Genomic DNA, 23664 nt, shown 5'->3' with positions numbered 1-23664 from the left:
GATGAGTCGAAACAACAGCTACAACGACGGCTGGGAGCCCGTCACACGACTCGGCAAGAAGGTACAGGAGGGCGACATCGATTCGATGGAAGCCGCCCTCAACTCGGGTCTCCCGCTGAAGGAGCCCGAGGTCGTCGACCAGCTCCTTCCCGGACTGGACGACGAGGTGCTGGACATCAACATGGTCCAGCGCATGACCGACTCTGGCCGCCGTGTGAAGTTCCGCTGCGTCGTCGCCATCGGCAACCGCGACGGGTACGTCGGGTACGCCGAAGGCCGTGACGACCAGGTCGGGGCTGCCATCCAGAAGGCCATCAGCATCGCGAAACTGAACATCATCGACGTCCCCCGCGGCTCCGGTTCGTGGGAGGACCGTTCCACGAAGCCGCACTCGCTCACCCACCGGACGTCCGGCAAGGCCGGGTCCGTCGAGGTCGAGCTCATCCCCGCCCCGCTCGGGCTGGGTCTGGCGGCCAGTGACACGGTCCGCAAGGTGCTGGAACTCGCCGGCATCGAGGACGCCTGGACCAAGAGCTACGGGAACACGCGCACGACGGTCAACTTCGCCAAGGCGACGTTCAACGCCCTGGAGAACGCGTCGCAGTCGCGCCGTGCCCGCACGCAGAACGAGCCCGAGGAGGTGGCCGAATAATGCAGGCAGTCGTCCAGCTCCGCGGTGAGGTCGACATGTCCGGCGACATCCACGACACGCTGAAGATGCTCAACATCCACCGTGTCAACCACGCCACCCTCGTTCCCGAGGAGCCCACCTACCGTGGGATGCTCACGAAGGTGAACGACTACGTCGCGATGGGCGAGCCGAGCCAGGCGGTCCTCGAGACCGTGCTGGCCAAGCGCGCCGAGCCCCTCGAGGGCGACGCCGACGTGGACGACGAGTGGCTCGCCGAGAACACAGAGTACGACGACATCGCCAGTCTCGCCGAGGCGCTGCTGGCCGAGGAGACGACGCTGCGCGAGCAGGGTCTCTCCCCGGTGCTGCGCCTGCACCCGCCGCGGAAGGGGCACGACGGCATCAAGCACCCGACCAAGGAGGGTGGCGAGCTCGGCAAGCACACGACCGAGGAGATCGACAAGCTCCTCAAGGCAATGCGATAACCATGACGAGCAAGAAACGACGCCAGCGCGGCTCGCGCACACACGGCGGCGGCACCCACAAGAACCGACGTGGTGCCGGTCACCGTGGTGGCCGCGGTCGTGCTGGCCGTGACAAGCACGAGTTCCACAACTACGAACCGCTCGGCAAGCACGGGTTCAAGCGCCCGCAGGACGTCCAGGACGAGGTCCTCGAGATCAACGTCCAGAAACTGGACGAGGACATCGCCCTGTACGTCGCCGATGGCGTCGCAGAGGAGAACGGCGACAGCTACGTCGTCGACGCTCGCGACGTCGTCGAGGACGGTCACGAGGCCGACGTCGTGAAGGTCCTCGGTGGCGGCCAGGTGCGCAACGAGCTCGAAGTCCACGCGGACGCGTTCACGGCTGGCGCCCGCGGCCTCATCGAGGAGGCCGGCGGCGAGGCCGTCCTGACCGACCGCGCCGAGGAGCCCGAACCGGAAGACACTCAAGACGACGCATCCGACGAGGAATAAGCCATGGGATGGAAGGAGGCTGCCGAACCGGTCCTGACGCGGATGCCCGCAGTGCAGCGACCAGAAGGCCACGTCCCGTTCAAGCGTAAGCTTGGCTGGACGGGTGGCGTGCTGGTGCTGTACTTCTTCCTCACCACCGTGACCGTCTTCGGGACGGTCCCGGTCGGTGCGGGAGGAGGCGGCGACGCGTTCGGCCAGTTCCGCTCGATACTGGCGGGCGCGAATCGCTCGATACTGCACCTCGGTATCGGTCCGATCGTCACGGCGAGCATCGTCCTGCAACTGCTCGGCGGTGCGAACCTGCTCGGACTCGACACCAACGATCCGCGTGACCAGGTGCTCTACCAGGGCCTCCAGAAGCTGCTGGTGCTGGTGATGATCTGCCTGACCGGCCTCCCGATGGTGTTCCTCTCGAACGCCATCCTGCCGGTCGAGCAGGCGGCGGCGACGACGATGGCCGGCATCGTCGGACAGGCGAACGCCGGACTCGCCGTCCAGTTGCTCATCTTCGCGCAGATCCTCGTCGGCGGCGTCCTCGTCCTCTTCATGGACGAGATCGTCAGCAAGTGGGGCGTCGGCTCCGGTATCGGCCTGTTCATCGTGGCAGGCGTGAGCCAGAGCCTCGTCACCGGCTTCTTCGACATGTTCGGCCGATGGTTCGCCATCGTCGCCGGCAACGTCGACTTCAACGTCCTGACGGCGGACGGCTTCGCGCGGCTGCTCGGGCCGGAGGGCCAGCTCATCGCCCTCGCGACGACGATACTCATCTTCACCATCGTCGTCTACGCCGAGTCCGTGCGGGTCGAGATCCCGCTCAGCCACGCCAGGGTCAAGGGCGCACGCGGTCGCTTCCCCGTGAAGCTCATCTACGCGAGCGTCCTGCCGATGATCCTGGTCCGCGCCCTGCAGGCGAACATCCAGTTCCTGGGGCGCGGCCTGAACAGCACGGTCGGCCTCCCGGGCTGGGCAGCCCAGTACAGTGGTGGACAGGCCACCGGTGGCCTGTTCTACTACCTCGCGCCCATCCAGTCGCCCGGTGACTGGATGTGGTGGGGGACCGGGCAGGCGGCCAGCATGGAGATCTGGCAGGTGCTCCTCCGGGTCGGCGTCGACCTGACGTTCATGATCGCGGGCGGTGCGGTGTTCGCGATCTTCTGGGTCGAGACGACCGACATGGGCCCGAAGGCCACCGCGAAGCAGATCCAGAACTCCGGGATGCAGATCCCCGGCTTCCGCCAGAACGTCGGCGTCATCGAGAAGGTGATGGAGCGGTACATCCCGCAGGTCACCGTCATCGGTGGTGCCCTGGTCGGGCTGCTGGCGGTGCTGGCGAACATGCTCGGCACCGTCGGTGGCGTCACCGGGACCGGGCTGCTGCTGACGGTCTCCATCACGTACAAACTGTACGAGGAGATCGCCGAGGAGCAGCTCATGGAGATGCATCCGATGATGCGCCAGATGTTCGGCAACTAGCCGGCACTGGTACCCTCGCGGCCACACCGGCCGCTCGGCGGTTTTTCTTTCGAGTCACGTCGCGAGTGGCGACACCGAAATCCGGTGGGGGGAGGGAACGGTGATCGGGAGTGGTGGGATACCAGGGACACGCACGGTCGACCGGTTACGTATCGACCCTGCCGTCCCGTTCCAGCCTACAGCCTTGATGGCCATAGCTATGGACCCGTTATCGCGGTGGTACCCATGGCAGCGAGAGGTTACCCGGTACTGTCAGTGGTCGGTGACGGTAGCGTGGCCCGTTCCGGCCGGGGCGTCGATGGGGGAGTTCGGGACCGGTCGAGCCCCGTGAGACCACGGGAGGGCATCGTATGAAGAACGACTACATCACGAATCATAATGCTTATTCGTGGGCGACCAATCGCCATTGGTATGCGGGACACTGACACGGCTGGGCATGACAGACACGCAGCCTCGGACGACCGCGACGGGCGGAGCAGGCGGTCGTTCCTGACGGGACTCGCGGGCGCGGTCGCGGCGTACTCGCTGGCCGTCCCCGAGGAGGTCGCGGCACAGGTGACCTCCGGCGACGATTCGGCGGTCCAGCGGGTCACCTCGCCCGACGGCAGCATCGAGGTGACGGTCGACGTCTCCTCGGGCGTGCCGACCTACGGCGTCGCGGCGAACGGGACGACCTACGTCGACCCCTCCCCCCTGGGGTTCGACTTCGCGGACCAGGCGGCCTTCGGGACGGCCGTCAGCGGGTCCGGTCCGGAGGTCACGGTCACGGGGAACGACAGTGGCGTCGCGACCGAGACGTGGGACCCCGAGTGGGGCGACGTGGCGTCGGTCGCCGAGGACTACGGCTACCTGACCGTCGGGCTGGAGGAGACCGCCAGCCCGGGTCGCTCGGCGAACCTGCAGGTGCGCGTCTTCGACGACGGGTTCGGCTTTCGCTGGGTGTTCGACGACGAGTTCGGCGACTTCGCCATCACCTCGGAGAACACCGAGTTCAACTTCAGCGAGGACTACACCGCGTGGTGGATCCGCAACGAGTTCGTCAACCCGCGCTTCGAGCAGGAGTACCGCGAGACGAACCTGAGCGAGGTGCCGGCCGGGTCGCGGACCATCCGGCCGAACGACAACACCATCCGCGACGGTGCGCACACGCCACTGACCATGCGGGCGAGCGACGGGACCTACCTGAGCGTCCACGAGTCCAACCTCGACGACTACGCCTCGATGTCGGTGGCCGCGAAGTCCGACGCCGGCAGCGAGCAGATGGCGGTTGAACTCGCACCGCTCCCCGACGGGACGAAGGTGCAGGCGTCGGCGCCCCACATGACCCCCTGGCGGACCATCCAGATCGGGACAAGTCCGGGCGACCTCCTCGAGTCACAGCTGGTCCCGCTGCTGGCCCCCGAGCGTGACGACTCGGTCCTGCCGGGCGACGGGAACGGCGGGGTCGACACCTCCTGGATCACGCCCCGGAAGTACGTCGGCATCTGGTGGATGATGATCGCGGGCAACGCCAACTGGGAGTACCGGACGGACGCGGCGATCTCGGACGACGGCGGCGACCCTGCGAAGCACGTCCACGGCGCCCGCACCGAGCGGATGCAACGCCACATGGCGTTCGCGAGCGAGCACGGCATCGACAGCGTCCTCGTCGAGGGCTGGAACGAGGGCTGGGACACCTACCCGGGCGACGGGACGGGCCTGGAGATGGGCGTCGCCGACTCCTACCCGGACTTCGACGTGCCGACCGTCACCGAGTACGGTGCGAACCTCTCCCCGGCCGTCGAGATGACCATCCACAACGAGACGGCCGGGAACGTCGTCAACTACGAGGACGAGGTCCAGGACAACGACATCTTCCAGGGCTACGAGGCCCAGGGCATCCGCTCCATCAAGAACGGCTACGTCTCCGACCCGGGACTCGGCTTCGAGGGAGACGGGTCGTACGCGACCCACAACCAGCACTGCCAGCGCGCGGTCAACCACCACCGCTACGTCATCCGGGAGGCGGCGCGCCACCGGCAGATGCTCGAGATACACGAGGGTATCAAGCCGACCGGCGAGATGCGGACCTACCCCAACGTCGCGGCCCGCGAGGTCGTCAAGGCACAGGAGTACGACGGGTTCGGCGAACTCGGCTCGGACGTCGGGCGCGACCACCACGTCACCCTCCCGTTCACCCGCAACCTCGCGGGGCCGACGAGCTACCAGCCCGGGACCTTCGACATCACGTTCAACGACGACTCGCCGGACCGCATCCAGACGACCCGGGCCAAGCAACTGGCGATGTACCCCATCTACCTCGGCGGGCTCCAGATGGCCGCCGACCGCATCGAGGCGTACGTCGACCCGACGGTCGGCGTCGACGAGTTCGTCCACGCCGCCGCCGGCGAACTCGACGGGATGATCACCGCGGACACCTGGCGCGACGCCTACGGGGCGCACTACGTCCCGGTCGACACGAACCGCGAGCCCGAGGGGGCGACGGTCACCTTCACCGTCACGGACGTCCCGAGCGCGGGGACCTACGACGTCCACCTGCGCTACGCCAGCGACGGGAGCGACAACACGCAGGCGGTCGTCGACAACGGCAACCCGGAGGCCACCCTCGTCGTGAACGGGTCGGCGCGCCAGCTCACCCCGTCGTTCACCGACTACTGGGACGACTGGGCCGTCCACACGGTCTCGGTCGACCTCGACGCCGGCGACAACACGGTCGCGGTCCGGCTCGGCGCCGACGACGTCGGCGGGTTCAACCTGAACGCGCTCGGCATCAGCGAGGCGGGCGCCGGCTCGCCCGTCCCGGCCGCCTTCGGCGACGTCGACCCGGCCAGAGAGAACTACGACACGGTCCCGGAGTTCGACTTCGTCGAGAACGTCCCCGGCAGCTGGGACGAGACCCACGTGCTCGAGGCGGCCATCGGCGAGTACCTCGTCGTGGCGAAACGCAGCGGGAACGAGTGGTACCTCGGCGCGATGACCGACGACACGGCCCGGGAGCTGACCGTCTCGCTCGACTTCCTGGCCAGCACGGCCGACGGCTGGACGGTCACGGAGTACGCGGACGCCACCGATTCGGACGTCGACACCGACCCCACCGCGGTCACCGTCAGCGAGTACGACGTGACCAGCGGTGACGCGGTCGACGTCTCGATGGGCGCCAGCGGTGGTGCCGCGATGCGCATCGTCCCGGCCGGCGACGGCGTCTCGAGCGTCGTCTCCGGCGAGACCTACGTCGTCAGGAACGTGAACAGTGGCAAGGTCCTCGACGTCGAGAACGTCTCGACCAGCGACGGGGCGAACGTCCACCAGTGGGCGGACGTCGGCGGCGACAACCAGCAGTGGGTCGTCACCGAGGTCGAGGACGGCTACTACACCCTCGAGGCGGTCCACAGCGGGAAGGTCCTCGACGTCGAGAACGCCGCGACCGCGGACGGCGCGAACGTCCACCAGTGGGGCTACGTCGGCGCGGCCAACCAGCAGTGGGCGGTCACCGAGAACGACGACGGGACGTTCCGGGTCGTCGCCCGGCACAGCGGGAAGGCCCTCACCGTCGCGGACGAGGCGACGACCGACGGCGCGAACGTCGAGCAGTCGGACTACGTCGCCGCCGACAGCCAGCAGTGGACCTTCGAACAGCTGTAGCCCCGAGTGCCGGAGTCCTCACCCGGCGACGGTGATCGTCACCTCGTCGACCAGCGGCGTCGCGAGGTGGGTCCCGTTCCCGACCTGGCAGACGAGCCGGTGCTCGCCCGGGGAGAGGTCCAGCGTCGCCTCGTCCTCGCCGCCGCCGTAGTGGAGGTGCTTCGGGCCGGCAGGGATGAGTCTGCCCACCGGAAGCGGGTCGGTGTCGACGAGGAGGTGGGCGTGGCCGGCGTTCTGCCTGACCTGGCCGGCGGGTTCGAGCCGGACCTTCTCCGTGGCCCAGCGCACGACGAACGGGTTCGTGACGGTCGCGCCGTCGGCGGGCTCGACGATGCTGATGCTCGCCCCGCCGACGACGGTGACGGTAACCGTGTCGGTGATGGCGGTCGCGCGGTGGTCGCCGTCGCCGAGCTGGCAGACGAGCCGGTGCTGCCCGGGGTCGAGGGCGAGGACGGTCTCGGACGACCCCTCACCGAGGTGGAAGTGCCGCGCGTCGTCGGGGATCATCTCACCGGGAGTGACCGGGTCCGTATCGACGAGCAGGTGCAGATGCCCAGCCCCGGCCCTGGCCCGTCCGGCGGGTTCGAGCCGGACGTTCTCGGCCGCGAGGACGACCGAGACGTAGCCGGCGACGACTGCGCCGTCGGTGGGCGTGACGAACCGGACGCTGGCGTCGGGTGGGTACGGGGTCTCGCCGGCCGGGGCGGGGTCACCCACGGGCTCCTGGGGCCGGCGGGTGAGACAGCCTGCGGTGGCGAGGACTCCCGAACTCCCGAGCGCGAGGAGTACCGCGCGCCTGTCGACCCGTCGTGGTCGGACCGGTTCGATGCGTTTCGGCGTGTCGCGGGCTGTCGGGTCCGCGGCCCCCGACTGGGACGTGTACCGGGGTTCGTCGCTCATGGTGCGTGTTAGTACGACCCGTGGTCGAATGGGCACTCCGCCAGCGAGAAACGAAGTTCGGCTGTCGAGTCCGGTGTCCGGGGACGACGGTCAGGCGTGTCGGCCGTCGGTGCTCGCGGGTCGCTCACCCACCGCGTTCTCGAGGTACATCGTGCCGAACAGGGCGACGACGAGCGCCCCGACCGTGTCGTAGACGAGGTCGGAGACGGTGTCGTCCAGCCCGGACTGGACGAGTGGCGTCGGCTGGCCGAGTTCGACCGCGGCGAGCGTGACGCCGTACTCCAGCAGCTCCCAGAGGACGCCGGCGGCCATGACGAACAGCAGCAGGTAGCCGAAGGTGAACCACGGCGTGAGCCGGAGCTGTTCGCTGTGGACGTCGAGCGACCGGGCGGCGGCGTAGCCGACCGCGGCGACGACCGACGCCGAGGTCGCGTGGGTCAGGTTGTCGAACCAGGGGACGGTCTGGTAGGGCCCGAGCGTCCCGGCCGCGTGGAGCAGGACCGCCCCGGTGACCCAGAGCGTCAGCGAGACGTGCATGGTAAAGCGGCGGTCGCGCCTGAGGACCGCCGGCAGGAACGTGATGCCGAGCGCCCCGAGCGCGTTCACGACGATGCCGAGGTCGGTCGCCTCGATGCCGACGTACGCGATGGCCAGCAACGCCAGTTGCATCACCCGGACCAGCAGGCCGGCGGCGCGTTCGACCGGGCCGAGCAGGCTCACTGGTGGTCACCTCCGGCGCCGCCGTCGGTCAGCAGCGAGGGCTGGGGTTGCGTCCGCTCTCGCGGGCGCGCTCGACAGAAGTACGGGCCGAAGAAGACGGCGACGAGGAAGCCGGCGAGGCTGGCGGCGGCGAACTCGTGCATCAGCGTCTCGTTCGTGGCGACGAAGGTGACGCCGAGGGCGTCGGCGCCGGCCCACCGGACGACCGCCCAGAAGCCGGTCAGTCCCATGGTCACCACGAGGACGAACAGCATCCCGAAACCGGTGGTCATGCGCAGGCTCGTGAACCCCTGGAGCATGGCGACCGCGAGCAACGCGATGGCCGCCAGGGCCGCGGCGTCGGCGAACGTCCCGACCGTCTCGAACCCCTGCCCCACGAGCGCGGGCGTGACCAGCCACGCGAGGTCGAGGCCGAGGTCGCCGGCCATCGCGAGGCCGCTGGCGGTCGCGTCTCCCGCGGTCGAACCGAGCGTCTCCGGGCCGACCGTCCGGGTCGCCAGCGGCACGCCCGCGATGACGAGCAGGGGCCACGGCGGGACCCGGGTCGCGGACCGGCCGAGCAGCGCGGGCACGACGGCGAGCAGCGCGACGACCCCCGCCAGCCCGGCCCAGAGCACGCTCTCCTGTCGATAGGCGACGACCGCGAGCACGACGAGGCCGGCGACGAGCAGCCACGTGAGCAGCGCGTTCGTCGACCGACGAAGCCCGCTCATCCGAACCTCCGGTCGGCGTGTTCACTGGCGATGCTTCTCCCCCTGCTGGTGCTGTGGCTCTCGTGCAAGTCTCCTCCCCCCTTGCTAGTGACACGTAGTCGTCCCAGTCTCTTGAGAGTAGCGCGTACCCCGCGGTAAGTGGGGTTCAAGGCGTGCTCACGCCGAGCGTTCGTCGGTCGGTCGCCGGTCCTCTGCATCCGTGTCGGTCAGGTGGACCGACCCGAACAGCGCCACGACGACGCCACCGATGGAGTCGTAGATGAGGTCGGAGACGGTGTCGTCGAGCCCCGACTGGACGAGTGGAGCGGGCTGGCCGGCGCGCTCGGCAGCGAACATGACGGCGAACTCCAGTAGCTCCCAGAGGACGCCGGCGGCCATGACGAACAGCAGCAGGTAGACGAAGGTGAACCACGGCGTGAGCCGGAGCTGGTCGCTGTGGGCCTCCAGCGACCGGGCCGTGGCGTAGCCGACCGCGGCGACGACCGACGCCGAGAGCGTGTGCGCGAGGTCGTCGTACCAGACGATGTCGCCGTAGGGGCCGAGCGTCCCGGCCGCGTGGAACAGGACTGCCGCGGTCAGCCAGAACGTCAGGTAGACGTGCATCGTGAACCGTCGGTCCCGACCGAGGACCGCCGGCAGGAAGGTGACGGCGAACGCGCCGAGGGCGTTGACGACGATGCCGAGGCTCTGCTGGTGGTACCCGACGTAGGCGATGGTCAGCAACGTGAGTTGCATGAACCGGACGAGCATGCCGGCCGCGTACTCGGTCACGCGTGGCGCGGGCGGGGATGCCCGGCCAGTCTCGGCTACCGGTCGGTTTCCCCCGTCGCCACCGTCGGTCGCGACCGTCGCCGGGGCCGGCGTGTCGGCACGCTCCTCGGGCCGCGTCCGGCAGATGTACCGGGCGAACAGCACGGCGACGAGGACGCCGGCGAGGCTGGCGATGGCGAACTCCCACATGAGCGCGTCGTTGGTCGTCACCAGCGCCACGCCGAAGGCGTCGGTCGCGAACCAGCGCACGATGCCCCACCAGCCGGTCAGCCCCATCGTCGCGACGGCGACGAACAGCCGGCCGAAACTCGCCGTCATGCGCAGGCTCGTGAACTGCTGGAGCAGGGCCACCCCGAGCAGGGCGACCGCCGCCAGCGTGGCCGCGTCGACGAAGACGAACACCGGTTCGAACCCGCTGTTCGCGGCGCTCTCCAGCAGGTACGCCACGAACTCGGCCGACAGGTAGTACGAGAGGTCGACACCGACGCGGTCGCCCACGGCGAGCACCCACACTCTGGCGTCACGGGCGGTCCAGACGAGCCCGTCGAGGCCGGACTCGGGGGCGGTCGCGAGGACCCACAGTTTGAGGGTTCGTCCGGCCGCGACGACGGCCTCCGGCCCGAACGCCCGGGTGGCCAGTGGCACGCAGGCGATGCCGACGAGTGGCCACGGGGCGACCTGCACCGGCGACCCGCGGGTGAGCGCCGGCCCCACGGCCAGCACGGCCAGCACGGCGGCGAGTCCGGCCACCACGACGGTGTCGCGGGTGTACGCGAACCCCGCCAGCGCGAGGAGCGCGAACACCAGCGTCCAGGTCAGGACCGCGTTCGCCGACCGGAGGACGTCTCTCATGGCCGTCTCCGGCGGTCGGTGGCGGCGGTGCGACCGCTCCCGGTGCCCCTACTGCTTGTCTCGTCCACGTCTCCCCCTCCTTCGGATAGTGACACATAGTCGTCACAGACGTTTGAGCGGGGCAGGCACCGGCCCGTAACGGGCTGATGGGGCCGACAGCGAGAAGAACGACCGGGTGTGCGCCTACCGCCGGCCGAACAGGCGCTCGCGGATGCTCGTCTTGCGTTGCTTCTCGGCGAGCAGGACCGAACAGTCCACGTCGTCGATGACGTCCATCACGAGCGAGCCACGGAGCAGGCGCGAGAGCAGGCCGCGCTCGGTCGCGCCGACGACGAGCATCGACGCGTCGCGGGCGTGGCGCTCGATGGCCGCCTCGACGTCGCCGCCGTCGTCGACGATGAAGGTCGCGTCCGACAGGTCGTGGTCGGTGGCCCAGTCCTGAAGGAAAGATTCGGCCTCCTCCTGGGTCTCCTCGTCGGGTCGGCGGACGTACAGCAACTCGATCTCGGAGCCGTACTGTGCCTGCAGCGACTGGGCGACCTCGGCGGAGAGGTCGGAGTCCGGGCCGCCCGCGGTGGGCACCAGGATACGCTCCGGGTCGAAGCCGCGGTCCTTCAGCACGAGGAAGTCACAGGGCACGTCCTGGGTGAGCTCGTCGACCCGGCTCTCGGCGCGGCCGTGGGAGTGTGGCCCCCAGCCCATCACGACGAGGTCCGCCTTGTGGTCGCGGGCCGCGTCGAACACCTCCTCGAACGAGCGGTGCGAGAGGATGGTGTGGGTCTCGACCGGGACGTCGAAGGCCTCGGCGTCGGCGCGGGCGGAGTCGAGCAACTCCCTGTTGTCCGGGTCCATCTCGTCGACGTGGTCCTTCGCGTACGCCAGCGAGGTCTGGTCGGGGACCTGCACGATGTGGGTCGCCACGACCGTCCCGCCGCGCTGTTTCGCGATGGCGGCCGCGAGCGAGACGAGGTCCTTCTCGTGTTCGGGGTTCGCCAGCGGGACCATCACCCGGAACTGGCCGCCGTCGGGGGCGACCGTGTTCGCGGCGTTGACCGCGGAGTCCGGCATCTCGTCCGAGCGCGAGAGGATCCACTCGGAGAGCTCGCCGCCCTCGGTCGTCCGGGAGCGCGCGTACCCGAGGTACCACAGGCCGGCGAAGACGACGAACCCGACGCTCAGGAGGATGATGGTCGGGTCGATGAACGCGATGAGCGCGAACGAGACGAACGCGCCCACGATGGGCGTGATGGGGTAGAGGGGGACACGGTACGACGGGTCGTACTCGGGCACCTCGGCCTCGCGCATCACGATGAGGGCGAGGTTGAGCAGCCCGTAGATGATGAGGTGGAGCACGCTGCCCATCGTCGCCAGCGTCTCGATGGGGGCGATGACGATGAACGTCAGGATGAGCGCCCCGGTGATGCCGATGGCGCGATACGGCGTGCCGTACCGGTTGTGTATCTCGTTGAGTTCCGGCGTGACGATGCGGTCACGCCCCATCGCGAAGTTGATGCGCGAGGACGCGAGGATGCTCGCGTTCGCGCTGGAGGCGGTCGCCAGCAGGCCACCGATGAGCATCGCGATGGCGCCAGCGGGCCCGAGCAGGAGTCGGGCGACCTCCACGACGGCGATCTTGTCGGTGCCGCGTGCGAGGTCCGCGATGAACCCCTTCTCGACGGCCATGCTCATCACGACGAGGACGAGCGCGTAGATGGCCGTCACGATGAGGACGCTCCCGATGACCGCCCGCGGGAGGTTCCGGTCGGGGTCCTTGATCTCCTCGGCGACGCTCGTGATCTGGACGAAGCCGAGGTAGGAGACGAAGATGAGCCCGGTCGTCGTCATCATCGGCCCGAAGCCCTTGCTCTCCGGGAGGTTGGCCGGGTCGGCCCGCATCGCGCCGACGATGGTGAACACGGTCAGGATGGCGACGAGGATGACGACGATGATGTTCTGCAGGCGCCCCGTCTCCTTCGCCCCGATGTAGTTCACGAGGACGAACAGGGCCGCCCCCGCGAGCGCGACGATCTTCACCGACGGGATGGTGAGGCCGGCCAGCGCGTAGCCGTCGGCCAGCCCGAAGATGTTGCTGACGTACTGGCCGAAGCCGACCATGTAGAACGCGGAGGCGAACGCCAGCCCCATCCAGTTCGCCCAGCCGGCGACGGAACCGAACAGTGGCCCGAGCGCCCGGTTGACGTAGTAGTACGCGCCGCCGGACTTCGGCATCGCGGTGCCGAGTTCGGACGCCGACAGGGCCGTCAGCAACGCGATGGCCCCACCGATGACGAACGAGACGACCGCCAGCGAGCCGGCCTGGAGGATGGCGTCGCCGGGCAGGACGAAGATACCCGCACCGATCATCGTCCCGACCCCGATGGTCAGGGCCGCGAGTGGGCCGAGGTCTTTCGCGAGTTCCTCGTCTGTCATCCGTCACCCCCGGGAAGCGCGATGACCGGCAGTTCGGCCTCCGTCACGAGGTCCAGCGTCGTGTCGCCGGTGATGAACCGCAGGAGGCGACTCCCCTTCCGCGGGACGAACGCGACCGCGGTCGCGTCGACCTCCGTCGCGGCGTCGAAGATGGCCTTCGAGACGTTCCGGCCGTAGGCCAGTCTCGTCTCGTACTCGATACCGGCCTCCTCGCAGTGCTCGGCCGCGGCGTCGAAGGCCTCCTGGGCGTACTCCTCGCGCTGTTCGACGGAGGCCTTGTCGGGCGCGCCGCCGGCCTTCTCGACGACGTGGACGATGGTCAGCCGCGATTCCTCGGTGAGGTACGGGAGAAGTGCGTCGAGCGTCGCGTGGGCGTCCTTCTCGCCCGCGACGGGGACGACCGGGTGGGAGAGCAGGTCCGACTCCATCACCCACCACCCCCGTCCGCGATCGAATGGTCGCACCGGCGCTCCGGCTTGGCGATAGTCTTGCCTCTCAGGGTATGTCTCATGGTCGGGCCTAGAAGCCCACCGACCAAATAGTTCTCTGTCTTCGAGTCAAATTTCAGCGACCCACAGCCGGTACCCCTCGGACCTGTCGAACACTTCCCGGAACACACGGTCGACGAACTGACCGATCCGTTCGTCGTCAGTTCGGGCCGTCACCCGGGCGTGGGTCCCCTCGGCCTCCTCGGGCGTGACCAGCTCGTCGATGCTGAACGACGGGAAGTCGTCGAGCAACTTCTTCAGCTGCTCCAGTTCGTAGTCGGTGCAGTCCAGCGCGACCGTCCCCTCGAAGTACTGGATCCACGGCGCCCCGTGGCCGATCTCGCGGTCCGCGTCGGTCGGCTCGACCGTCAGCGTCGTCGCGGCACTGCCGCGCTCGCGGTGAGCCGCGATGGCGTCGGCGACCAGTTCGATGCGGGTCGGCTCCGTCGTCGCGTCGAAGCGTGTCATGCGTGGTCTTGCTGTGGGGTTGGTGGTGCGGTCCTGTAGTGGGTTCTGATTCCGGTCGGTGTCGGGTTCCCCTGCGGCCACCCGCACCCGGTGGGGTCGGTGACCCGGATACCCCACCGATTCACGCCGGAACACCTCGGAACGAACGGAAGAACCGGTGACCGGTCGGCCGGGATACGAAAACATTACTTGCCGGCGAGAGTGGGTGCCGATATGGCCCTGAGGACACCCCCGTTGCGCGAGCAACACGACGCGGCCGGCGCGACGTTCACCGAGTTCGGCGGCTGGGACATGCCCGTCGAGTTCGCGGGCATCCGCGCCGAACACGAGGCCGTTCGCACCAGTGTCGGCATCTTCGACGTGTCGCACATGGGCGAGATAGAAGTGTCCGGGCCGGACGCGACCCGGCTGATGCAGCGGTTGACCACCAACGACGTCGAGCGACTCGGTCCCGGCGACTCGCAGTACGCCTGTATCTGCCGCGAGGACGGGGTCATCCTCGACGACACGGTCCTGTACCGTTACCCGGACGAGGCTGACGACGAGGACCCGACGTACCTGTTCGTCCCGAACGCGGGCCACGAACAGGAGATGCTGTCGCGGTGGACCGACCACCGCGACGAGTGGGACCTCGACGCGACGGTCACCGACCGGACCGAGGACTACGCGATGTTCGCGGTCCAGGGGCCGGACGCGGTCGACCACGTCGCGGAGGCGGCCGCCGACAGCGTGGCCGACCTCTCGCGCTTCTCGGCCCGCTACACAGACGTGGCGGGCGCGGAGTGCCTGGTCGCCCGGACGGGGTACACCGGCGAGGACGGGTTCGAACTGGTCGTCCCGTGGGACGACGCCGTCGACGTGTGGGAGACGTTCGACGACGTCCAGCCCTGCGGGCTCGGGGCGCGTGACACCCTCCGGCTGGAGGCCGGCCTGCTCCTCTCGGGGCAGGACTTCCACCCGGAGGACCAGCCCCGGAACCCCTACGAGGCCGGTATCGGCTTCACCGTCAAACTCGACACCGAGTTCGTCGGCCGTGACGCCCTCGAGGCCGCCAGGGAGGACGGCGTCGAGGAGGAACTCGTCGGTTTCCGGCTCGTCGACCGCGGCGTCCCCCGCCACGGCTACGACATCGCCGACACGGACGACACCGTCATCGGGACCGTCACCAGCGGGACGATGAGTCCGACGCTGGACGAACCCATCGGCCTCGGCTACGTACCGACCGACTTCGCCGACCCCGAGACCCGGCTGCATATCATGGTCCGCGGCCGGGCCAAGAAGGCAGTCGTCGAACCACTCCCCTTCTACGAACGCAACCAATGAGCTTCGAGACACCTGACGACCGGAAGTACGAGGAATCGCACGAATGGGCACTGCGCGACGGCGACACCGTCCGCATCGGCATCACGGACTTCGCACAGGACGAACTGGGCGACGTGGTGTTCGTCGAACTCCCCGAGGCGGGCGACGAGATCGAACAGGGCGAGGCGTTCGGCGTCATCGAGTCCATCAAGGCGGTCTCGGACCTCTACGCGCCGGTTTCCGGCGAAGTCACCGAGGTCAACGAGGAGCTGTTCGACGCGCCGGAACTCGTCAACGACGACCCCTTCGGCGACGGCTGGATGCTCGAGGTCGCCCTCGCGGACGAGTCCGAACTGGCGGACCTGCTGAGCGCGGACGAGTACGCCGACCAGGTCGCCTGACCGACGGACCGCTCTCGCACGGTCCTGCCGACCGCACCGGTCGCGAGTCGTGAAAATCTTGCCGGTGAGTGTGCAGGAACGAGCGTATCTCTTCGAGGACTGGCCCTTACTTATCCACTAACGTGCACACACTCGCGGGGCGAACCACGGCAATCATATGCCAGTAGTCCCAAGCGCGCTATTGTGAATCGAAACATCGGTCGCTGGACGCTCACGCGGGGCACCAGCGGGCGAGTACGCGCACACCGTAGCACACCAGTGACACCATGAGTGGACACGACACGACACAGGGCAGCCCATTCGCGCCGCACACCCGGGCGGACACCGAGGCGATGCTCGATGCCATCGGCGTCGACAGCGAGGACGACCTCTTCGACATCCCGGAGAGCGTCCTGTTCGACGGCGAGTTCGGTATCGAGGCACGCGACGAACGGACCGTTCGGGCCGAAGTAGCAGCGACACTCGACCGCAACGAGGACCTGACCGAACTCCTGGGGCGGGGCCACTACGGCCACTACGTCCCGTCGGTGGTCGACCACCTCTCGCTTCGCTCGGAGTTCCTCACCTCCTACACGCAGTACCAGCCGGAGATCACGCAGGGGTTCCTGCAGGCGCTGTTCGAGTACCAGTCGATGCTGGTCGAGTTGACCGGCCTCGGTGTCGCGAACTGTTCCATGTACGACGCCGCGACCGCGCTCGGCGAGGCGGCGACGCTCGCCGACCGCCTGCGCCAGACTTCGGGGACGCAGGTGCTGGTCCCCGACCAGCTCGCGGAGGGCCGACGCGAGGTGCTGGCCAACTACGTCGCCGGCACCGACCTCGTCGTCGAGTCGTACCCGATGGCCGACGGGAACGTCGACCTCGACGCCCTCGCAGAGCGCGTCGGCGACGACACGGTCATGGTGTACGCCGAGAACCCGACGGTCCGGGGCTGCGTGGAGGAGCACCTCGCGGCCATCGGCGACCTGACCGACGAGAACGACGCGCTGTTCACCCTCGGCTCGGATCCGGTCGCGCTCGCCCTGCTCCAGGAACCGGCGAGCGTCGGCGCGGACGTGGTCGTCGGCGCGGCCGACGTGCTCGGGATGCCCACCAGCTACGGGATGGGCCTCGGGCTGTTCGCCACCCGCGAGGACTACGTCCGGCAGGTGCCGGGCCGCCTCGTCGGCGCCAGCGAGGACGCCGACGGCAAGCGGACCTACACCCTCACGCTCCAGACCCGCGAACAGCACATCCGCCGGGAGCGTGCGACCTCGAACATCTGTACGAACCAGGCGTGGGTCGCCCTCCGGGCGGCCATGCACGCGGCCGTCCTCGGCCCCGACGGGCTGGCCGACCTCGCGAACGAGTCGGTCACCCGCGCCGAGGAACTCGCGTCCCGCGTCTCGGACATCGTCGGCGTGAAGGCGCCGGTCCACGACCGGCATCACTTCCGGGAGTTCGTCGCCCACACCGACCAGCCCGCGAAGGCTATCGCGGAGGACCTCGAAGCGGAGGGCTTCGCGGTCCACGTCGTCGGCGAACACGAGATTCAGGTGTGTGTCACGGGCGCGACCGACGCGCAACTGGATGCCTTCGTCGAGACCCTCGCGGAGGTGGCACGATGAAGTTCGACCAGGCGCGCTGGACCCACGACGAGGAGCGCTACGAACCGCTGCTCTCGGAGAAGCACACCAGCGAGGCAGACCTCGACGACTCGCCGCTGCCCGACGACCTGACCCGGGACTCGCTCGAACTCCCAGTCCTCTCCGAACCCGAGATCGCCCGGCACTACACCCGGCTCTCGGAGATGAACTACGGCGTCGAGTCCGGGCCGTACCCCCTCGGGTCCTGTACGATGAAGTACAACCCGAAGTTCACCGAGGACGTGGCGGCCCTCGACTCGGGCGCGGTCCACCCGGACCGCTCGGAGGGGAGCATCCAGGGCACCCTGGAGATCCTCTACGACCTGCAGGACTACCTCGGCCGTATCGGCGGGATGGACGCGGTGACGCTCCAGCCGCCCGCGGGCGCGGCCGGTGAGTTCACCGGCGTCCTCGTCGCGAAGGCCTACCACGAGCACAACGGCGAGGACCGCTCGGAGATCATCGTCCCCGAGAGCGCACACGGGACGAACTTCGCCAGCGCCGCCCTCGCCGGCTTCGACGTGGTCGAACTCCCCGGCGGCGACGACGGCCGGGTCGACCTCGAGGCGCTCGAGGCCGCGCTCTCGGAGGACACCGCCCTGCTCATGCTCACCAACCCGAACACCCTCGGGCTGTTCGAGCGCGACATCGAGACCATCGCGGAGATGGTCCACGACGCGGGCGGGCTCCTCTACTACGACGGCGCGAACCTCAACGCCCTGCTCGGCCGGGCCCGCCCCGGCGACATGGGCTTCGACATCATGCACTACAACGTCCACAAGACGTTCGCGACGCCCCACGGCGGCGGTGGCCCCGGCGCCGGCCCGGTCGGTGTGGTCGACGACCTCGCGCCGTTCCTCCCGCGGCCGCAGGTCGCGCGAAACGACGGCACCTACGAACTCGTCGACCCCGAGCACTCCGTCGGGAAGGTCCACGGCTACCTCGGCAACTGGCTCGTCCTGCTCAAGACGTACGCCTACATCGCCCGGCTGGGCGACCCCGGCCTGCGTGACGCCAGCGCGAAGGCGGTGCTGAACGCCAACTACCTGGCGACCCAGGTGGACTACGAGGTCCCCTACGGGCCGTTCCACCACGAGTTCGTCGCGAGCGCGGGCGACCAGGACGCCGCCGACGTGGCAAAGCGCATGCTGGACTACGGCGTCCACCCGCCGACGACGAAGTGGCCCGAGATCGTCAGCGAGGCGCTGATGACCGAGCCGACCGAGATCGAGAACAAGGGGACGCTCGACCAGCTCGCCCACGCGTTCAACGCGGTCGCGGCCGAGGACGACGAGACGCTGGCGGCGGCCCCCGAGCGCACCACGGCCCGCCGTATCGACCAGACCTCGGCGGCCCGCGACCTGCGCCTCTCCTGGCAGTCGCTGCCCGACGAGTAAGCCCACTCGCACCCCGTCCGGTTCGTTCTCGTCGTTCCTGTTCCGTTCAGCTGGCCCTGTTCTCGAGCCGTAGCGACGCGTTTCACCACGGAGAGCGCTTCTCGACCCGGTTCTCTGGAGCCTCCGCGTTCACTCGGAACCCGGATTTGCTATCGCAGTATGCGGTTTATATCTGGCTGCTGTAGGGTGTGATAGCTCACTACGCCACTGTAACCCCTTATCGCTGACCGACACGTTACTACAGGTATGACGAAGCAGACCTCACGACGATGGCTCCTCCGGGGACTCGGCGTCGGCGCGGCCACCGCGCTCGCCGGCTGTACGGGCAATCTGACGAACGGCTCGGCCCCGGCCGCGGATGGACCGACAGGTGACACACAGGGCGCCGAGACACCCGGGTCCGGCGAGGCGTCGCTGCTCGCGGAACCGACCCTCGGTGACCTGGACGCCCCGGTCGTCATCGAGGCCTACACCGACTACATGTGCGGCCACTGCAGCACCTTCCACCTCGACACGCTCCCGAAGGTCGAGGAGAAGTACCTCTCGACGGGCGACGTCTACTACATCCACCGCGACTTCCCGATTCCGCTGAACGAGTGGTCCTGGAACGTCGCGATGGCCGGCCGCAGCGTGCAGGCGAGCGAGGGGATGGACGCCTTCTTCGCGTTCTCGAAGGCGGCCTACGAGCGCCAATCGGCGATGAGCTGGAAGACTATCGAGGACGCCGCCCGCACGGTCGGGGCAGACCCGAAGGCGGTCGTCGCCGAGGCGAAAGCCGGCACACACCGCCCGACCGTGACGGCGGACCGGCAGTCCGGCATCGACCGGGGCGTCCGGGGGACGCCGACGTTCTTCGTGAACGGGCAGGAACTCGTCCCCGAGAAGTCCTGGTGGTACACCGTCGACACCGGGCTGCAGGCGGCGCTGGAGGAGTAGCACTCTCGTTTTCCGGTGGGAAGATGCCGGTGTACCGACGTAGACCCCGGCTTCGACGGCAGAAGATGACGGTTCAGGCTTCGCTGGTGTCGACGTTCGCGCCGATCTTGACGAACCCGTAGTCGCACTCTGTGCAGTGCCACTTCACCTTCTCGCCGAGGTGCATCTCGGTGCTCGCGGCGCGGTAGAAGGTCTCGTCGTCCTCGCAGTCGGGACAGTAGTGGTCGATCTCAAGACTCATACGGTGCGCTCGGACGCCGTGGAACTTTATGGATTCGGTCCGCGGCGCTCACGAGAAGAGTTCGTCGAGGTCGAGCTCCTCGGCCGGGTCCGCCTCGGGGCCGGCGACCGCCACGGGTTCGTCTCGCTGTTCGTCCGCGAGGAAGCCCTCGAACTCGTCCGACTCGACGGCTGTCGTGCCAGGGGTATCGTCCTCGTCCGCGAGCGCGATCACCTCCGCGACGGTGTCCTCGGCGAACGACTCGAAGACCTCCTCCGGCGAGACGCGGGCGTTCGGGAGTGCCATAGCATTGTCTGTGATTGCCATGCATATCAATTTACGTCAGACGATTGGCAGACGATACACAGCGGGCGTCTCCCGGGCGTACTCTCGTATGGTGGGATTCGCGCCGGTTTCGTCCTCGCGACCAGATTAAACCGCATGCCACGATACCAAATCTCCTTCCGGTGTCCAGCAGGGGTCTCGACGAACGGGCAACGGCTTCCGTCGCGTCCCAAGTTAAGTGCCGGCCGGCCGAAGGCACGGACATGAAGATATACACCGGCCGTGGCGACGACGGCATGACCGACCTCCGAGACATGTCGCGCATCTCGAAGACGAGCCCGCGCATCGAGGCCTACGGGACCGTCGACGAGCTGAACGCGCTCATCGGGACGGTCCGCCCGACCGGCCACGACGACGTCGACGAGAAGTTAGAGGGCATCCAGAACCACCTCCACATCGTCCAGGCGGACTTCGCGAACCCCGACCCCGACGAGGACGACCCCGTCATCGAGGAGGAGCACGTCGACCAGGTCGAGGACTGGATCGACGCCTACGACGACGAGCTGGAGCCACTCCAGTCGTTCATCCTCCCGACCGGCTCGGAGAAGGGGTCGCGGCTCCACCACGCCCGGGCGGTCTGTCGGCGCGCCGAGCGCCGGGCGGTCGCGATGGCCGCCAACGACCCGGTCAACGAGGAGGCCATCCAGTACCTCAACCGGCTCTCGGACGGGCTGTTCGTCTGGGCGCGCGTCGTCAACCAACGTGACGGCGTTCCCGAGGAGAACCCGACTTACTGACGCCGTAGGGCGCTACTGCGGCCCCAGCGCGCGCTTATTCGGCGCGGTCGCCTCCGTTCTCACGTGAGTTCACTGGCCAGACTCCTGCTCGTCCTGTCCATCGGCGCCTTCGTCCTGGCGCTGAACCCGTCGCTCGTCCCCGTCGAGGCACAGTATGCGCCACCACCGGAGACGCCCGCGGAACTGGATAGCGCGGCCATCGAGGCGGCCATCCACGCCCAGGTGAACGACGTCCGTGCCGAGCGCGGGCTCCGGCCGCTCGTCTTCGACTCGTCACTGGCCGAGGTGAGCCGCTACCACAGCGGCGACATGGCCGAGAACGACTACGTCGGTCACGTCTCGCCCGCGGGCGAGAGCGTCCTCGACCGGTACCTCGAGTTCCGGTACGACTGCCGCATCCGTGCCGACGGTGAGAGCGTCGTCTACGGCGGCGAGAACGTCTTCTACGTCTCCTTTACGGGCGTGAACTACAGCGACGAGGACATCGCGACCCGCGCCGTCGAGGGCTGGATGAACTCGACCGGCCACCGCGAGAACCTCCTCTCCGACTACTGGTACCGCGAGGGCGTCGGCGTGGTCGTCGAGGTCGACGAGACGATGGGCAACACCTCGGTCTACGTCACGCAGAACTTCTGTTGAGTGGGCCGGTCGCCCGGGTCAGGCCTGTTCGTACACGACCATCCCGCCCTGTTCGCGTCGGGTGACGTCCCCGCGGGCTTCGAGCACGTCCAGATGGCCGACGGCCTCGCTCATCCCCGAGAACTGCTCGGTGACGGGCAGGTCCTCGAAGAGGCCGTGCATCACGTCGACCGCGGTCGTCGGGCCCTCGACCAGCGCCGCCACGTCCTGCGTGCGAGCCTCGTGGGCGGTCAGTATCTCCTCGATGCGACCGGCGGGGTCGGTGATGGCCTCGCGATGGCCGGGCAGGAGCCGGTCGTAGCCCGCGTCGCGCTGGCGCTCCAGTGCGGCGTTGTACCGCGGGAGGACCCGCGGTCGCTCGGCGCCCGGCTCCGGCGGCGGCTGGAGGAACGGATTCGGCGTGATGTCGGGCAGGACGTTGTCGCCGACGACTGCGGCGTACTCGCCGTCGCGCTCGTAGGAGAACGTCAGCTCGCCCGCGGCGTGCCCCTCGACGCTCGCCACCTCGACCAGCGTGTCGTCGACGGTCATGTCGTCGCCGTCGGCGATGACGGCGTCCGCCTCGACGTCGGGTGCGTACCGCAGGAACACCTCCGGGAGGTCGGTCACCGACTCGGCGGTCGAGGCCGCCATCCCGTTGCGCTCGAAGAAGTCGACGAAGAACTCGCGTTCGTACTCCCAGCGCCCCTCGAAGTCCCCGATGATATCCGCGCACTGCTCGCTGGCGTAGACGTCCGCGCCGAGGTCACGGAACCTGTGGGCCAGCCCGAAGTGGTCGGGGTGTGGGTGCGTGATGAGCACGCGCTCTACGTCCTCCGGCGTGAGCTCACGCGTCTCCAGTGCAGACAGGAGCGTCGACCAGGCCTCCTCGCTGTCGGGGCCCGGGTCGACCAGCGTCCGGCCGGCGAGGTAGGCGTTGACCGGACCGACCTGAAACGGCGTCGGGATAGCGAACCGCTCGAACATACCTCCCCAGTTGGACCGCCCTCTGGTAAATCCTTGGCTTAGCTCCGGAAGCAGGCGGCCGGCGAGAAGCAGGACAGGGGGACCACCGAGATGATGCCCACGGTAGTCGCGGCGCGTCGCACCTTCATCGACGCGCTTGTCTGGCTCGCTATGGGAGTGTGGCGCCGGCCGTGGTTTTAGGTCTGCCTAACAATTAGAAAAAGGCTGTGGTTTTGGTTGGCCTAAAAGCGGGGTGGGGCAGGGATATAGTATAAGATATCCAAGGTGTGGTCGACCCCGGGAGGGGAAAGGGTTAAACTCTTATCATGCGTATTGATGTGTATGAACAAGCATTTTAAAGACGCCCAGTACTACCTCAAGCGAGCAGGCGAGCACACCAAAGAGGGCGCCAAAGAGGAGTTCGAGGCCCTCCAGCAGAAGTTCGACGACCTCCGCGGCAAGGAGGCCGAACCCGAGCCCTCCCGCGTCGAGAAGTTCCAGAAGGACCTGAAGTCCTACGAGAAGAAGGCCGAGGGCAAGGTCAAGGAGAACGTGCGCGAAGCCCGCAAGAAACTCGAGGGCTACCGCAAGCAGGAAGCGTAGTCACGGAAAGCAACTCTTAAGTTTGACAACCGGGTAGCCGAGAGTGCGAACCCGGGTTGGTGGTCTAGTCCGGTTATGACACCTCCTTCACACGGAGGAAGTCGGCAGTTCAAATCTGCCCCAACCCACTTTTACGAAACACAATCCCTTCGAGCGAAGCGTAGCGAGCGAGAAGTTCGTGTTTCGTAAGATGGAACACGGGGAGATTTGGACCTCACTCGCACCGCTTCGCGGTGCTCGCTGGTTCAAATCTGCCCAATCTATCCGTTATAGTCGAAGACGGATCTCCCAGTAGACACGTCTCCAGACCCAGACCGAGTAACGCGATCTTCGCAAATCCACCGCTATCGCTCGGGAACTTGCTTCGTGAGAAGTGGTCGTCGGGATTCGAACTCACTCGCTCCGTGTTGCTCACGGCTACGCCGTTCGCCTCGCGGTTCTCGTTTC

The 23664-nt window shown here is 68.1% G+C and carries 23 protein-coding genes and 1 tRNA gene; 14 read left to right on the top strand and 10 right to left on the bottom strand.

Features of this window, described 5'->3' with window-relative positions; translation table 11 throughout:
• Position 1: 1 nt before the first annotated feature.
• The 5 genes from NOV86_RS05505 to NOV86_RS05485 all read left to right on the top strand — a co-directional run bounded on the left by NOV86_RS05505 (position 2) and on the right by NOV86_RS05485 (position 6725).
• Positions 2-652, top strand: coding sequence for a 30S ribosomal protein S5 (locus NOV86_RS05505; protein ID WP_267640268.1), 651 nt, complete (start codon positions 2-4; stop codon positions 650-652).
• Positions 652-1116: a 50S ribosomal protein L30 gene (rpmD, locus tag NOV86_RS05500; RefSeq protein ID WP_267640267.1), complete on the top strand. Its 465-nt coding sequence runs from the start codon at positions 652-654 to the stop codon at positions 1114-1116. The genes NOV86_RS05505 and rpmD overlap by 1 nt, the downstream gene beginning before the upstream one ends.
• 2 nt (positions 1117-1118) lie before the next feature.
• The gene (locus NOV86_RS05495; RefSeq protein ID WP_267640266.1) at positions 1119-1610 is read left to right on the top strand and encodes an uL15m family ribosomal protein; all 492 of its coding nucleotides are present in this window, start codon (positions 1119-1121) and stop codon (positions 1608-1610) included.
• 3 nt (positions 1611-1613) lie between these two features.
• On the top strand, positions 1614-3083 hold the full coding sequence (gene secY / locus NOV86_RS05490) for a preprotein translocase subunit SecY (protein ID WP_267640264.1): 1470 nt from the start codon (positions 1614-1616) through the stop codon (positions 3081-3083).
• A 411-nt stretch (positions 3084-3494) separates the two neighbouring features.
• The gene (locus NOV86_RS05485) at positions 3495-6725 is read left to right on the top strand and encodes a glycoside hydrolase family 97 N-terminal domain-containing protein (protein ID WP_267640263.1); all 3231 of its coding nucleotides are present in this window, start codon (positions 3495-3497) and stop codon (positions 6723-6725) included.
• Between the two features lie 18 nt (positions 6726-6743).
• Here NOV86_RS05485 and NOV86_RS05480 read toward each other — a convergent pair whose 3' ends face one another.
• The 7 genes from NOV86_RS05480 to NOV86_RS05450 form a co-directional block, all read right to left on the bottom strand.
• Complete coding sequence (locus NOV86_RS05480) at positions 6744-7625, bottom strand: DUF4399 domain-containing protein (RefSeq protein WP_267640262.1); 882 nt, start codon at positions 7623-7625, stop codon at positions 6744-6746.
• A 90-nt stretch (positions 7626-7715) separates the two neighbouring features.
• A complete protein-coding gene (locus NOV86_RS05475; protein WP_303647560.1) occupies positions 7716-8294 on the bottom strand; it encodes a DUF2238 domain-containing protein in 579 nt (192 codons plus the stop codon).
• Between the two features lie 47 nt (positions 8295-8341).
• Positions 8342-9058: a hypothetical protein gene (locus NOV86_RS05470; RefSeq protein ID WP_267640260.1), complete on the bottom strand. Its 717-nt coding sequence runs from the start codon at positions 9056-9058 to the stop codon at positions 8342-8344.
• 156 nt (positions 9059-9214) lie between these two features.
• On the bottom strand, positions 9215-10681 hold the full coding sequence (locus NOV86_RS05465) for a DUF2238 domain-containing protein (protein WP_267640259.1): 1467 nt from the start codon (positions 10679-10681) through the stop codon (positions 9215-9217).
• 183 nt (positions 10682-10864) lie between these two features.
• Positions 10865-13111 (bottom strand): amino acid permease, encoded by a 2247-nt coding sequence (locus NOV86_RS05460; RefSeq protein ID WP_267640258.1) that lies wholly within the window; start codon positions 13109-13111, stop codon positions 10865-10867.
• Entirely contained in the window at positions 13108-13539 is a 432-nt protein-coding gene (locus NOV86_RS05455) for a universal stress protein (RefSeq protein WP_267640257.1), read from the bottom strand. The genes NOV86_RS05460 and NOV86_RS05455 overlap by 4 nt, the downstream gene beginning before the upstream one ends.
• Before the next feature lie 129 nt (positions 13540-13668).
• Positions 13669-14067: a DUF7975 family protein gene (locus tag NOV86_RS05450; protein ID WP_267640256.1), complete on the bottom strand. Its 399-nt coding sequence runs from the start codon at positions 14065-14067 to the stop codon at positions 13669-13671.
• A gap of 213 nt (positions 14068-14280) precedes the next feature.
• Between NOV86_RS05450 and gcvT the strand changes: the two genes are divergently transcribed.
• The 5 genes from gcvT to NOV86_RS05425 all read left to right on the top strand — a co-directional run bounded on the left by gcvT (position 14281) and on the right by NOV86_RS05425 (position 19728).
• Positions 14281-15390, top strand: a complete 1110-nt coding sequence (gene gcvT / locus NOV86_RS05445; protein ID WP_267640254.1) for a glycine cleavage system aminomethyltransferase GcvT — start codon at positions 14281-14283, stop codon at positions 15388-15390.
• Positions 15387-15770 carry a glycine cleavage system protein GcvH gene (gene gcvH, locus NOV86_RS05440; protein WP_267640253.1) on the top strand — a complete coding sequence of 128 codons (384 nt, stop codon included), beginning with the start codon at positions 15387-15389 and terminating at the stop codon, positions 15768-15770. Before gcvT ends, gcvH begins: the two co-directional genes overlap by 4 nt.
• Positions 15771-16036: 266 nt before the next feature.
• Complete coding sequence (gene gcvPA, locus NOV86_RS05435; RefSeq protein ID WP_267640251.1) at positions 16037-17377, top strand: aminomethyl-transferring glycine dehydrogenase subunit GcvPA; 1341 nt, start codon at positions 16037-16039, stop codon at positions 17375-17377.
• Entirely contained in the window at positions 17374-18792 is a 1419-nt protein-coding gene (gcvPB, locus tag NOV86_RS05430) for an aminomethyl-transferring glycine dehydrogenase subunit GcvPB (protein WP_267640250.1), read from the top strand. Before gcvPA ends, gcvPB begins: the two co-directional genes overlap by 4 nt.
• Positions 18793-19038: 246 nt before the next feature.
• Positions 19039-19728, top strand: coding sequence for a DsbA family protein (locus tag NOV86_RS05425; protein ID WP_267640248.1), 690 nt, complete (start codon positions 19039-19041; stop codon positions 19726-19728).
• A 73-nt stretch (positions 19729-19801) separates the two neighbouring features.
• Here NOV86_RS05425 and NOV86_RS05420 read toward each other — a convergent pair whose 3' ends face one another.
• On the bottom strand, positions 19802-19969 hold the full coding sequence (locus tag NOV86_RS05420) for a DUF7838 family putative zinc beta-ribbon protein (RefSeq protein WP_267640247.1): 168 nt from the start codon (positions 19967-19969) through the stop codon (positions 19802-19804).
• A 48-nt stretch (positions 19970-20017) separates the two neighbouring features.
• Entirely contained in the window at positions 20018-20254 is a 237-nt protein-coding gene (locus NOV86_RS05415) for a hypothetical protein (RefSeq protein WP_267640246.1), read from the bottom strand.
• A 242-nt stretch (positions 20255-20496) separates the two neighbouring features.
• Between NOV86_RS05415 and NOV86_RS05410 the strand changes: the two genes are divergently transcribed.
• Positions 20497-21030: a cob(I)yrinic acid a,c-diamide adenosyltransferase gene (locus NOV86_RS05410; RefSeq protein ID WP_267640245.1), complete on the top strand. Its 534-nt coding sequence runs from the start codon at positions 20497-20499 to the stop codon at positions 21028-21030.
• Between the two features lie 63 nt (positions 21031-21093).
• Complete coding sequence (locus NOV86_RS05405; RefSeq protein ID WP_267640244.1) at positions 21094-21669, top strand: CAP domain-containing protein; 576 nt, start codon at positions 21094-21096, stop codon at positions 21667-21669.
• Between the two features lie 18 nt (positions 21670-21687).
• Here the strand turns inward: NOV86_RS05405 and NOV86_RS05400 are convergent, their stop codons facing one another.
• On the bottom strand, positions 21688-22635 hold the full coding sequence (locus tag NOV86_RS05400) for an MBL fold metallo-hydrolase (protein ID WP_267640242.1): 948 nt from the start codon (positions 22633-22635) through the stop codon (positions 21688-21690).
• 321 nt (positions 22636-22956) lie between these two features.
• On the opposite strand from NOV86_RS05400, the gene NOV86_RS05395 reads away from it, so the two are divergent.
• Positions 22957-23217 (top strand): DUF7553 family protein, encoded by a 261-nt coding sequence (locus tag NOV86_RS05395; protein WP_267640241.1) that lies wholly within the window; start codon positions 22957-22959, stop codon positions 23215-23217.
• A gap of 53 nt (positions 23218-23270) precedes the next feature.
• A tRNA-Val gene (locus tag NOV86_RS05390) sits at positions 23271-23345 on the top strand.
• Positions 23346-23664 lie beyond the last annotated feature (319 nt).

The sequence above is a fragment of the Haloarchaeobius amylolyticus genome, from assembly GCF_026616195.1.
Taxonomy (GTDB): domain Archaea; phylum Halobacteriota; class Halobacteria; order Halobacteriales; family Natrialbaceae; genus Haloarchaeobius; species Haloarchaeobius amylolyticus.
The sequence above is the reverse complement of the archived record's forward strand: the minus strand, read 5'-3'. Positions and strand labels throughout refer to the sequence as shown.

Coding starts and splice junctions, on each gene's coding strand:
- NOV86_RS05415 (WP_267640246.1), bottom strand. CDS start 20,254: ATGGCACTCCCGAACGCCCGCGTCTCGCCGGAGGAGGTCTTCGAGTCG.
- NOV86_RS05470 (WP_267640260.1), bottom strand. CDS start 9,058: ATGAGCGGGCTTCGTCGGTCGACGAACGCGCTGCTCACGTGGCTGCTC.
- NOV86_RS05480 (WP_267640262.1), bottom strand. CDS start 7,625: ATGAGCGACGAACCCCGGTACACGTCCCAGTCGGGGGCCGCGGACCCG.
- NOV86_RS05465 (WP_267640259.1), bottom strand. CDS start 10,681: ATGAGAGACGTCCTCCGGTCGGCGAACGCGGTCCTGACCTGGACGCTG.
- NOV86_RS05410 (WP_267640245.1), top strand. CDS start 20,497: ATGAAGATATACACCGGCCGTGGCGACGACGGCATGACCGACCTCCGA.
- NOV86_RS05455 (WP_267640257.1), bottom strand. CDS start 13,539: ATGGAGTCGGACCTGCTCTCCCACCCGGTCGTCCCCGTCGCGGGCGAG.
- gcvPA (WP_267640251.1), top strand. CDS start 16,037: ATGAGTGGACACGACACGACACAGGGCAGCCCATTCGCGCCGCACACC.
- NOV86_RS05450 (WP_267640256.1), bottom strand. CDS start 14,067: ATGACACGCTTCGACGCGACGACGGAGCCGACCCGCATCGAACTGGTC.
- NOV86_RS05460 (WP_267640258.1), bottom strand. CDS start 13,111: ATGACAGACGAGGAACTCGCGAAAGACCTCGGCCCACTCGCGGCCCTG.
- NOV86_RS05475 (WP_303647560.1), bottom strand. CDS start 8,294: ATGCAACTGGCGTTGCTGGCCATCGCGTACGTCGGCATCGAGGCGACC.
- gcvH (WP_267640253.1), top strand. CDS start 15,387: ATGAGCTTCGAGACACCTGACGACCGGAAGTACGAGGAATCGCACGAA.
- rpmD (WP_267640267.1), top strand. CDS start 652: ATGCAGGCAGTCGTCCAGCTCCGCGGTGAGGTCGACATGTCCGGCGAC.
- NOV86_RS05485 (WP_267640263.1), top strand. CDS start 3,495: ATGCGGGACACTGACACGGCTGGGCATGACAGACACGCAGCCTCGGAC.
- NOV86_RS05420 (WP_267640247.1), bottom strand. CDS start 19,969: ATGAGTCTTGAGATCGACCACTACTGTCCCGACTGCGAGGACGACGAG.
- secY (WP_267640264.1), top strand. CDS start 1,614: ATGGGATGGAAGGAGGCTGCCGAACCGGTCCTGACGCGGATGCCCGCA.
- gcvPB (WP_267640250.1), top strand. CDS start 17,374: ATGAAGTTCGACCAGGCGCGCTGGACCCACGACGAGGAGCGCTACGAA.
- NOV86_RS05395 (WP_267640241.1), top strand. CDS start 22,957: ATGAACAAGCATTTTAAAGACGCCCAGTACTACCTCAAGCGAGCAGGC.
- NOV86_RS05495 (WP_267640266.1), top strand. CDS start 1,119: ATGACGAGCAAGAAACGACGCCAGCGCGGCTCGCGCACACACGGCGGC.
- NOV86_RS05505 (WP_267640268.1), top strand. CDS start 2: ATGAGTCGAAACAACAGCTACAACGACGGCTGGGAGCCCGTCACACGA.
- gcvT (WP_267640254.1), top strand. CDS start 14,281: ATGGCCCTGAGGACACCCCCGTTGCGCGAGCAACACGACGCGGCCGGC.
- NOV86_RS05400 (WP_267640242.1), bottom strand. CDS start 22,635: ATGTTCGAGCGGTTCGCTATCCCGACGCCGTTTCAGGTCGGTCCGGTC.
- NOV86_RS05425 (WP_267640248.1), top strand. CDS start 19,039: ATGACGAAGCAGACCTCACGACGATGGCTCCTCCGGGGACTCGGCGTC.